We start from the raw sequence: 9,821 nt of genomic DNA, 5'->3' as shown, positions 1-9,821 counted from the left end.
CGTAGCGAGCCATAGTTCAATATGTTGTTGAAAAAGACAGTTACTATAACTCAGGTGATTAAGGGACACAGCCTAGAAGGCCCTATTATCAATGATTTTTATCCTCGTGACGACACTATCTAACATTCGTCGTTTCCTTCAATATGAATCCAGGTTATAACACTGGATATACATACAGATAAGAGGTGTGATTATGGCGCTGGAAACAGGCATTGCGGAGCTGGTCAGAGAATTTATCGCCGCCGGGCGGCCCTCCTCACGCGAAAAGAGTATTGATGATCGGAGAGCGGGCTATATCGCCAGTACCGTGCTGGCGGGTGAAACGGAAACCCGGGTAGACGTGGAAGATGTGCATCTCGACGGTATGACGTTTCGCGTTATCTCTCCGCTGACAGCAACGGGCCCATTACCCACGCTGATCTACTATCACGGCGGCTGTTTTATCAGCGGCGAGTTTGCTACCCATGACAAACAGTTGCGTCAGCTCGCCTTTTATAGCGGCTGTCGGGTGATTGCGGTGCAATATCGCCTGGCTCCAGAGCATCCCTTTCCCGCCGCGCATGATGACGCACAAAGAGGGGCGGAGATTATCTGGGAGCACGCGGCTGAACTGGGCGTAGATCGGCAAAAAATCACCCTTGCCGGAGACAGCGCGGGCGGCCATCTGGCGCTGGTTACCGCACTTCGTCTAAAGGCGGCACGCGCATGGCAACCTGCGCAACTGATCCTGATTTATCCGATGCTTGATGCCACGGCGTATTTTGAAAGCTATACCAGCAACGGCACGGATTATATCATCACCCGCGACGCGCTGCTCAGCGGCTATGAGATGTATCTCGGTGACACGGACCTCATGCATCCGGAAGCCAGCCCGCTGTGGCGCGATGATTTTAACGGTCTTCCGCCGGTGCATATTCTTACCGCCGAATTTGACCCGCTCTGCGATGAAGGCGAAGCGTTATTTCAGCGGATGACCGAGCAAGGCGTGGAATGTTCCTGCCAGCACCACCTTGGGGTGATTCACGGCTTCTTTCAGCTTGGCGGTATCAGCAAGACAGCACGCGGGGCAATAAGAGATGTGGCCTGGCGATTGGGGTGTTGACGCTATCGTCTTGAAATAATAAACGTAAAAATGATAATTCTATTTTTCAAATCAAGGAAACACCATGTCAATCGTTGCGCCAGTCGAAAGACAATTTGCCGCTTATAACGCCCATGACATTGATGCTTTCGCGGCCTGTTTTAGCGAAGACTTTACCGCATGGCGCATGCCTGCCACATCGCCTTCCACACTGGGTCGGGAAGCGCTGCGCGCGTTTTACAGCCAGCATCGTTTTAATAATCCGGCACTCAGAGCAGAGCTGCTTAGCCGCACCGTGATGGGGAATAAGGTGTTCGATCACGAAAAAATCTACGGCATCGGCGAGCAGGTGATTGAGAATATGGCGGTGTATGAGATTGAGGATGGTTTGATCAAAACCGCGTGGTTTTACTTTGCCGAATAAATAGCGTCCGGCCATGCAGCCGGACGCTCAGATCACTCTTCTTCGTTGCCACCTTCTTCATAGGCACCGTAGGGTTTCGCTGGCAGGACGATATACACCGCCTCAAAAACGGCGCCATGCTTATCGTCACCAAACAGCTCAACCTGCAACTGAACACGTGCTTTACGCCCGCGCGCCAGCCTGTCGAGGTCACCGCTTAGCGAGCCGAGGTCCGCAACCGCGCTGGGTTTTCCGGTGATTGGCGTACTGTAGCGGATATGCGCATCGGCCAGAATGATCGTCCCGCCCAGATGGCGCTCGCGCAGCATCAGCCAGATAAGCCCCCAGCCCGTCAGCGTCGCCAGTGAGAACAGGCTGCCGGCAAACAAGGTGTGGTGCGGGTTCTGGTTGCCGGTTTCCGGCATGGTGGTGATAAATTTCTGCCCGGTATACTGCTGAATGCGCACGCCCATCTTTTCGCTGAGCGGAATATGCTGATACCATGCCTGCTGCAGCTGCCCGCACCAGTCGCCGCGATGCAGAATATCGTCCAGCGTCGCTACCGGTTTGATCATCAGGAAGTGGCGTACCGGCGTGGTTTGCGGCGCGGTGATTTCGCCCTCATTGATAAAGCCCAGTTTGGCGAAGAACTCCACCGCATCTTCACGCGCGCTACAGGTCACGCGCTTCACGCCTTCCTGGCGGGCGACAGATTCCAGCGTCATCGCCATCAGCGTGCCGAGCCCTTTGTCCTGCACGGAAGGGTGTACGGCCATAAAACGGATCGAGGCCTCATTGTCAGCATTGATATATAGCCGACCAACGGCAACTAATTCGCCTTCTTCATCCACAACCATTTGATGATGGGCCATGGCATCCCAGGCATCGCGTTCGGACCCTTTCGGCTGATGCAGCGGCTTGCGCAGCATCTCCCAACGGAACTGGTAATAAAGCTCTAGCTCTTCTTCTGTTTGCGGTACGCGAAGGTGATACATAGCTGTATTCTCTCTTGTTACCCGTGGCAACTCCGCAAGCTGGCTCATACTTGCAACCAGAACGTTACGGGGCCGTCATTAACCAGCGAGACCTGCATATCTGCAGCGAATCGTCCGGTCTGTGTTTCTATCTGCTGGCTACGGCAGCGACTGACGAAATAGTCATACAGCGCCTCAGCCTTATCCGGCGCGGCACCTCTGGAAAATCCAGGACGCATGCCGCGTTCGGTATCCGCCGCCAGCGTAAATTGTGACACCACCAGGACGCTGCCGCCGGACTGCTGAACATTGAGGTTCATCTTGCCGTCAGCGTCACTAAAAATACGATATCCCAGCACGCGCTCGCACAGGCGATTCGCTTTTTGCTCGTCATCTTCCCTTTCGACACCTAACAACACCAAAAGTCCCGGACCGATTTCACCCGTCACTTCACCCGCCACGGTGACGCTGGCCTGGGATACACGTTGTATCAATGCAATCATGGTTGGTCTTCTTCTTGTTCTGCGGCTTTTTTTAATCGTCGGTATTCACCGAGAGTGACAGTTATTTCAGCGCCAAGCAAGACGATACACCAGGTCCAGTAGACCCACAGAAACAAAATCGGGACCACCGCCAGGACGCCATAAATGAGCTGGTAAGACGGAAATGTGGTGATATAAAGCGCAAACCCTTTTTTCCCCGTTTCAAACAGCACGGCGGCGACAAAAGCACCAACCACTGCATCACGATTGGGCACGCGGGTCGTTGGTACGATGCTGTACAACAGCCAAAAAGAGATCCACGACAAGATGAGCGGGAAGACGCGCAGCATATTATCAATCACGCCGTTGAGCCCGCTGGCCCAGCGCAGAGAGAGCAGATAGGAGCTTATCGCCAGGCTGGCCCCGGCAAGCAGCGGCCCCAGCGTCAGGATCATCCAGTAGACGGCAAAGGAGTAAATCCGCGGGCGCACGCGGGTGCTGCGCCAGATTGCGTTGAGGGCGCTGTCGATGGAGTACATCAACAGCAGCGAGGTCACGACCAGCCCGCATGCCCCGACCGCCGTCATCTTGCTCGAGTTGGCAACGAACTGCTCGATATAGCGTTGAATCACATCGCCGGTGGTGGGAATAAAATTGGCGAAAATAAAATGGCGCAGTTGAACGCTGACCTCAGAAAACATCGGAAAAGCAGAAAACAACGCAAAGATAACCGCCACCAGCGGAACCAATGAAAGCAACGAAACATAGGCGAGGTTCCCCGCCAGCGTTGTCATATGGTCTTCATCAATACGCAGCCAGAGCAATTTGAGCCACGACCACATGGGTCGCGTATGGTGTTTCGCTTTATGGCGAATAAATTTCAGCATAACTGCTTCGCAAAATAGTCAGGGAGGGTGTTCTTACCCGTCACCAGAATACTGGTGATCCCTAGCTGGTTGGCCCCTTCTATGTTATTGGCGTTATCATCAAAAAAAACCGCATCATCAGCACGATAACCTTCCAGCTCGAGAACCCGTTGGTAGATACGCGCTTCCGGTTTACGCATTCCCATCTCTTGCGAAAGGTAAATATGGTCGGCAACAGCCAGAATTTCCGGGTATTGATCCGGCCACCAGGTGGTGTAAAGGCTATTAGTGTTTGATAGCACCACCACACGATGCCCTTGCTCGCGCAACTGCTTCATGATGCTGATAACGTCTTTTCGCAGGGAGACAAAAACCGCCTGCCAGCCCGTGGCAAACTGCTCAAAACTTAACGACATGGACATCTCTTCACACAGCGCTTTGGCAAAATCTTCATCGCTGATTTCGCCCCGCTCGTGAAGCTGGAACGTCTCTCCCATCGTGAAACTTTGCTTGAGCGTCGCCAGCGGCACGCGGCTGAAATCACTCCATACGCCCAGCACCCGATTGAAGTCGATATCAACGATCACGTTACCCAAATCAAAGATATAGAGCATCTCTCTCTCCTTATTTTCCGTGGAAAGTTAACTGTAGCGGTAAAGTCAGAAGTTGAATAGTTCGCCCACTCACGCGGGCGACAGGAATGTGATGGGCAATGAATTGATTTTCAGGTCATCAAAAACTGTTTTCCACATCGGCCTGGTCTACGGCGATCTGGTTAATTTCAATCTGATGGCTTTTCAGTAACTGAGAAAGCGGTGCCGAAGGCAGATTATCGGTAAACAGCGCCGTAATCTGTTTAATATTGCCAATCTCCACGGCAGCAGAAGCGTGGAATTTGGTGTGATCAACGGCCAGTAAAATCTGCCGCGAATGCGCCATCATCGTTTTTGCCACGTTGGCTTCATTGACGTCGAATTCCAGCAATGCGCCATCGCTTTCGACGGCACCGATGCTGGTGACCAGATAATCCGCACGAAACCCCTGCACAAAACTTGCCGCCGCCGGGCCAAGAATGCCGCCATTATGCGGGCGTAGCGTTCCGCCGGGAACCATCACCTCAAACTGGGGATTTTTATACAGAATATGCGCCACCCGTAAACTGTTGGTGATGATGCGCAGATGGTTGTGATTGAGCAACGCACGTGCCACATGTTCTACCGTCGTTCCGATGGTAATAAACACGGTGGAGCCATCCGGAATATAGTCGGCGATAGCTTCTGCAATCGCTTTTTTCTCGTCCAGCAGGGAAACTTCACGCTGTTCAAAGGCCGTGTTAACAACGCTGGAGGCGCGCCCGGCCCCGCCGTGATGACGGGTAATCAGCCCCTGTTCGCTGAGTTTACGAATATCACGCCGAACCGTCTGGGTGGAAACATCCAGCAGTTGTGCCAGCTCATCGATGTTCATATAACCACGTTCGGCAATCAGCGTCAGCAAGTGGTCGTGCCGCGGATTACCGGTCAGTTCGGTAAGGCTCATGGGTATCCCTCTCAAAACCATCGTGCTCCGCATTTTATACAAAAAGTGACAGAAAAGAGCGGGTTTGATCACAGTCAGGTATCCCGGCACGCCCACCAGGCCGGGTACATTTGAGCGCGGCCACCGCGCTGGCAAACATGACGGCCTCTGCCAGAACCGATTTTTGCGCCAGACTCACTGCCAGCGCGCCATGAAACACATCCCCGGCACCAGTGGTATCTACCACATCGACATGAAAACCTGGTTGATGCTTCAGAGCATTATTTTCCAGCCAGTAACACCCCTCAGACCCTTGGGTGACATAGACATGTCCATTTGTGAGCGTTTGTGATTTCTGCAATGCCGCTACGCTATCTTCTATCCCTGTCAGACGGCGCAAACCCGGCGCGGAAAACGCCGCATGGTCGCTCAGCGCCACCAGCTCAGCAATATCTTGTGGCGTCACATCGGCATCCAGAACCGTCGTCACCCCCTGTTGGCGCGCCAGTGTAAAGGCCTGTTTCGCCCCTTCGTGCCAGCGAACATCAGCCAATACCACGTCCCATTGAGAGAAATCGAGTTCATTGAGCCAATCAGCGTCAGGCCGTAAATCCGGGCTGGGATAGTTGACGATAATCCTCTCTCCTTGTGTGTCGACCATAATAGCCGATTGTGAAGATTTAGCATTCTTATAGCGCCGGGTATATCGGGTACTTACACCCAAGGATTCCAGCTCAGCCAACAGGCTGTTTCCGGTATCGTCATCCCCTATGCGGCCAATAAAATCGACATGAGCACCGAGTTTCGCCGCCGCCACCGCAGCAGTCGCCGCTGGCCCGCCTCCCACTTCCGTGTACCGCCTCGCCACATATTTACCGCCTTCAGTCGGCAGTTGTTCCACGTAATAGATGCGATCCATCACGGCAATACCTACACAAGCAATACGAATCATGGTCATTCCTCACACGTTTTTAGTGTGTGCCATTTTAATTTCACCAAATGTTTAAAAAGTGACGAGTGTCAATTTTTTGATTATAAATTACAAATACGATCAAAAACAGACAAAAAACACCGATTTAAAATGACAAAAAATGACATCCACGTCTCAGGAGAACGTTATGGCAGTAATAGCATTTATCGGATTAGGTCAGATGGGTTCACCCATGGCGAGCAACTTGCTAAAGCAGGGTCATCAACTCAGTGTCTTTGACGTAAACCCGGATGCCATTCAGCGCCTGGTCGAAAAAGGGGCACAGCCAGCAAACAACCCCGCTCAGGCTGCGAAAGACGCAGAATTTGTCATCACTATGCTGCCTAACGGCGACCTGGTACGCAGTGTGTTATTCGGCGAGCAAGGTATCTGCGAAACCCTGTCCCCACAGGCACTAGTAATTGACATGTCGACCATCCACCCACTTCAGACCGACAAATTGATCACCGATATGCAGAACAAGGGATTTAGCTTGATGGATGTTCCGGTGGGACGTACCTCCGATCACGCCGTCGCCGGGACATTACTTCTGCTGGCAGGTGGCTCGCCCGAGCAAATTGAACGCGCCAAACCGGTTCTGATGGCAATGGGTAATGAGCTTATTAATGCGGGCGGATCAGGCATGGGCATTCGCGTGAAGCTGATTAACAACTACATGAGTATTGCGCTGAATGCCCTTTCAGCTGAAGCCGCCGTGCTCTGCGAAGCACTGGGCCTCTCTTTCGACGTTGCGCTGAAAGTCATGAGCGGTACACCCGCCGGAAAAGGTCACTTCACCACTTCCTGGCCGAATAAGGTGCTGAAAGGCGATCTTTCCCCCGCCTTCATGATCGACCTTGCCCATAAAGATCTTGGCATCGCGCTGGATGTCGCCAACCAGCTGCATGTTCCGATGCCACTGGGCGCAGCATCGCGCGAAGTGTACAACCAGGCGCGAGCCGCTGGACGTGGCCGTGAAGACTGGACAGCCATCCTGGAACAGACGCGTAACAGCGCTGGCCTGACAAAGTAAAAATGTAACGACTGTATAAAGGAAAATTGAATGAGCAATTACACCATCAAAGACATTACGCGCGAGTCCGGCGGTTTTGCCATGCTGGCGGTCGATCAGCGTGAAGCCATGCGCCTAATGTTGGCCGCTGCTGGTGCGAAATCACCCGTTACTGATAGCGTTCTGACTGACTTCAAAGTGAATGCAGCAAAAATCCTCTCTCCTTATGCCTCTGCCATTTTGGTAGATCAACAGTTCTGCTATCGCCAAATCGTGGAACAAAATGCTGTAGCAAAAAGCTGCGCCATGATTGTTGCCGCCGATGAGTTCATTCCAGGCAATGGCGTCCCTGTCGATAGCGTCGTTATCGACAAAAAGATCAATCCGCAGGCTGTAAAGCAGGACGGCGTAAAGGCACTGAAGCTGCTTGTACTCTGGCGCAGTGATGAAGATGCGCAGCAGCGTTTGGATATGGTGAAAGAGTTCAACGAGATGTGCCATGCCAATGGGCTGGTAAGTATTATCGAACCGGTGGTTCGCCCACCGCGTCGTGGTGCTTCATTCGATCGTGAGCAAGCCATTATCGACGCAGCCAAAGAGCTGGGCGACAGCGGTGCAGACCTCTACAAAGTTGAAATGCCACTCTTCGGAAAAGGAGCTCAACCCGAGCTTCTCACCGCATCACAACGCCTGAACGAACATATCAATATGCCGTGGGTCATCCTCTCATCCGGCATTGACGAAAAATTATTCCCCCGTGCAGTCAGTGTCGCAATGACAGCAGGCGCATCTGGATTCCTGGCAGGTCGTGCGGTCTGGTCATCAGTCATTGGCCTGCCTGATACCGAACTGATGCTACGCGATGTATCCGCACCTAAGCTGCAACGCTTAGGTGAAATTGTTGATGAAATGATGGCTCGCCGCCGTTAATACGAGGACAAAATAATGAAATGGTTTAACACGTTGAGCCACAACCGTTGGCTGGAACAAGAAACGGACCGCATCTTTAATTTTGGTAAAAATGCCGCCGTTCCTACCGGGTTTGGTTGGCTGGGAAATAAAGGGCAAATTAAAGAAGAGATGGGGACTCATCTCTGGATCACTGCACGCATGCTGCACGTTTATTCGGTTGCTGCAGCGATGGGCAGACCTGGTGCTTATTCCCTGGTCGATCACGGCATTGAAGCCATGAATGGCGCATTACGGGATAAAAAATACGGCGGCTGGTATGCCTGTGTTAATGACGAAGGCGTGATTGATGCATCTAAACAAGGTTATCAACACTTCTTTGCTCTGCTGGGGGCTGCCAGTGCAGTCACAACGGGACACCCAGAAGCCAGAAAATTGCTCGATTACACCATTGAAGTCATTGAGAAATACTTCTGGAGTGAAGAAGAACAGATGTGCCTGGAGTCCTGGGACGAGGCATTTAGCAAAACCGAAGACTATCGTGGCGGCAATGCCAATATGCATGCGGTTGAAGCCTTCCTGATCGTCTATGACGTTACCCACGACAAAAAATGGCTGGATCGCGCCATCAGAGTGGCATCAGTCATCATCCATGATGTCGCCAGAAAAGGTGATTATCGTGTAAATGAACACTTCGATATTAACTGGAATCCGATCCGGGACTACAACAAAGACAATCCGGCTCACCGTTTCCGTGCTTACGGCGGCACGCCAGGCCACTGGATTGAGTGGGGACGGTTAATGCTGCATATCCATGCGGCACTGGAAGCCAGATGTGAGCAACCGCCAGCCTGGCTGCTGGAAGACGCGAAAGGTCTTTTCCATGCAACCATTCGCGACGCCTGGGCACCTGATGGCGCTGACGGCATTGTGTACACCGTTGACTGGGATGGAAAACCCATTGTTAGTGAACGTGTGCGCTGGCCAATTGTAGAAGCGATGGGCACGGCGTATGCGCTCTACACGGTGACCGGCGATCGCCAATACGAAACCTGGTATCAGACGTGGTGGGAATACTGCATTAAATACCTGATGGACTATGAAAATGGCTCATGGTGGCAGGAACTCGATGCTGACAATAAGGTCACGACTAAAGTCTGGGATGGCAAACAGGATATTTACCATCTGCTGCACTGCCTGGTTATCCCACGTATCCCACTGGCACCGGGCCTGGCACCTGCCGTTGCTGCGGGGTTATTGGATATCAACGCGAAATAGAATGGACTGAACAGGCGGCATATCAGCAAAAAAATCTGCATATGCCGTTGTTAAATAATGGTTTCTCATAAGCAGGTGACGTGTATGCATAGTAGTGGGAAAACAATTTTACTCGCTGCGGGTGATTACCGGGCCCAGATTGTTACTGTTGGGGCCGGGCTTGCCGAACTGACCTGGCAGGGTAACCACCTGATCATACCGCACAATCCGGAAGAGATGCCGCTGGCTCATCTGGGGAAAGTGCTGATCCCCTGAGCCTGTACATAAAATTGTGTAATTGCCTGATTTTGATATGTTCAATCCAACATCAAAAGCAGGTTAATTTATG

General features: G+C 52.4%; 11 protein-coding genes and 1 pseudogene. 6 read left to right on the top strand and 6 right to left on the bottom strand.

Features of this window, described 5'->3' with window-relative positions:
- Nucleotides 1-193 precede the first annotated feature (193 nt).
- Nucleotides 194-1,102 carry an alpha/beta hydrolase gene (locus ACSZPU_RS19895; protein WP_499002365.1) on the top strand — a complete coding sequence of 303 codons (909 nt, stop codon included), beginning with the start codon at nt 194-196 and terminating at the stop codon, nt 1,100-1,102.
- A 64-nt stretch (nt 1,103-1,166) separates the two neighbouring features.
- On the top strand, nt 1,167-1,505 hold the full coding sequence (locus ACSZPU_RS19890; RefSeq protein ID WP_499002362.1) for a nuclear transport factor 2 family protein: 339 nt from the start codon (nt 1,167-1,169) through the stop codon (nt 1,503-1,505).
- Nucleotides 1,506-1,537: 32 nt separating this feature from the next.
- Here the strand turns inward: ACSZPU_RS19890 and fabY are convergent, their stop codons facing one another.
- From fabY to ACSZPU_RS19860, 6 genes are all read right to left on the bottom strand, one after another.
- Nucleotides 1,538-2,479, bottom strand: a complete 942-nt coding sequence (gene fabY / locus ACSZPU_RS19885; protein WP_499002359.1) for a fatty acid biosynthesis protein FabY — start codon at nt 2,477-2,479, stop codon at nt 1,538-1,540.
- Between the two features lie 44 nt (nt 2,480-2,523).
- Nucleotides 2,524-2,961, bottom strand: a complete 438-nt coding sequence (dtd, locus tag ACSZPU_RS19880; RefSeq protein ID WP_499002357.1) for a D-aminoacyl-tRNA deacylase — start codon at nt 2,959-2,961, stop codon at nt 2,524-2,526.
- Nucleotides 2,958-3,827: a virulence factor BrkB family protein gene (locus tag ACSZPU_RS19875; protein WP_499002354.1), complete on the bottom strand. Its 870-nt coding sequence runs from the start codon at nt 3,825-3,827 to the stop codon at nt 2,958-2,960. Before ACSZPU_RS19875 ends, dtd begins: the two co-directional genes overlap by 4 nt.
- The gene (gene yihX / locus ACSZPU_RS19870; protein ID WP_499002351.1) at nt 3,821-4,420 is read right to left on the bottom strand and encodes a glucose-1-phosphatase; all 600 of its coding nucleotides are present in this window, start codon (nt 4,418-4,420) and stop codon (nt 3,821-3,823) included. Before yihX ends, ACSZPU_RS19875 begins: the two co-directional genes overlap by 7 nt.
- A gap of 118 nt (nt 4,421-4,538) precedes the next feature.
- Nucleotides 4,539-5,345: a DeoR/GlpR family DNA-binding transcription regulator gene (locus ACSZPU_RS19865; RefSeq protein ID WP_499002348.1), complete on the bottom strand. Its 807-nt coding sequence runs from the start codon at nt 5,343-5,345 to the stop codon at nt 4,539-4,541.
- Between the two features lie 34 nt (nt 5,346-5,379).
- A complete protein-coding gene (locus ACSZPU_RS19860; protein WP_499002346.1) occupies nt 5,380-6,276 on the bottom strand; it encodes a sugar kinase in 897 nt (298 codons plus the stop codon).
- A gap of 166 nt (nt 6,277-6,442) precedes the next feature.
- On the opposite strand from ACSZPU_RS19860, the gene yihU reads away from it, so the two are divergent.
- The 4 genes and pseudogenes from yihU to ACSZPU_RS19840 all read left to right on the top strand — a co-directional run.
- Entirely contained in the window at nt 6,443-7,327 is an 885-nt protein-coding gene (yihU, locus tag ACSZPU_RS19855; protein ID WP_499002343.1) for a sulfolactaldehyde 3-reductase, read from the top strand.
- A 30-nt stretch (nt 7,328-7,357) separates the two neighbouring features.
- A complete protein-coding gene (gene yihT, locus ACSZPU_RS19850; protein WP_499002341.1) occupies nt 7,358-8,236 on the top strand; it encodes a sulfofructosephosphate aldolase in 879 nt (292 codons plus the stop codon).
- A gap of 15 nt (nt 8,237-8,251) precedes the next feature.
- On the top strand, nt 8,252-9,493 hold the full coding sequence (yihS, locus tag ACSZPU_RS19845; RefSeq protein WP_499002339.1) for a sulfoquinovose isomerase: 1,242 nt from the start codon (nt 8,252-8,254) through the stop codon (nt 9,491-9,493).
- 57 nt (nt 9,494-9,550) lie between these two features.
- Nucleotides 9,551-9,745: pseudogene (locus ACSZPU_RS19840) on the top strand (aldose-1-epimerase); the annotation flags it as partial.
- Nucleotides 9,746-9,821 lie beyond the last annotated feature (76 nt).

Origin of the sequence: Phytobacter sp. V69 (assembly GCF_965644215.1) — a bacterium.
Classification (GTDB): Bacteria; Pseudomonadota; Gammaproteobacteria; order Enterobacterales; family Enterobacteriaceae; genus Phytobacter.
This window is presented reverse-complemented; position numbering and strand designations above follow the sequence as displayed.

Bases quoted from the DNA above. Each gene is read 5' to 3' on its own strand.
- yihX (WP_499002351.1), bottom strand. From the start codon at position 4,420: ATGCTCTATATCTTTGATTTGGGTAACGTGATCGTTGATATCGACTTC.
- yihU (WP_499002343.1), top strand. From the start codon at position 6,443: ATGGCAGTAATAGCATTTATCGGATTAGGTCAGATGGGTTCACCCATG.
- yihT (WP_499002341.1), top strand. From the start codon at position 7,358: ATGAGCAATTACACCATCAAAGACATTACGCGCGAGTCCGGCGGTTTT.
- fabY (WP_499002359.1), bottom strand. From the start codon at position 2,479: ATGTATCACCTTCGCGTACCGCAAACAGAAGAAGAGCTAGAGCTTTAT.
- yihS (WP_499002339.1), top strand. From the start codon at position 8,252: ATGAAATGGTTTAACACGTTGAGCCACAACCGTTGGCTGGAACAAGAA.
- ACSZPU_RS19890 (WP_499002362.1), top strand. From the start codon at position 1,167: ATGTCAATCGTTGCGCCAGTCGAAAGACAATTTGCCGCTTATAACGCC.
- ACSZPU_RS19865 (WP_499002348.1), bottom strand. From the start codon at position 5,345: ATGAGCCTTACCGAACTGACCGGTAATCCGCGGCACGACCACTTGCTG.
- dtd (WP_499002357.1), bottom strand. From the start codon at position 2,961: ATGATTGCATTGATACAACGTGTATCCCAGGCCAGCGTCACCGTGGCG.
- ACSZPU_RS19875 (WP_499002354.1), bottom strand. From the start codon at position 3,827: ATGCTGAAATTTATTCGCCATAAAGCGAAACACCATACGCGACCCATG.
- ACSZPU_RS19895 (WP_499002365.1), top strand. From the start codon at position 194: ATGGCGCTGGAAACAGGCATTGCGGAGCTGGTCAGAGAATTTATCGCC.
- ACSZPU_RS19860 (WP_499002346.1), bottom strand. From the start codon at position 6,276: ATGATTCGTATTGCTTGTGTAGGTATTGCCGTGATGGATCGCATCTAT.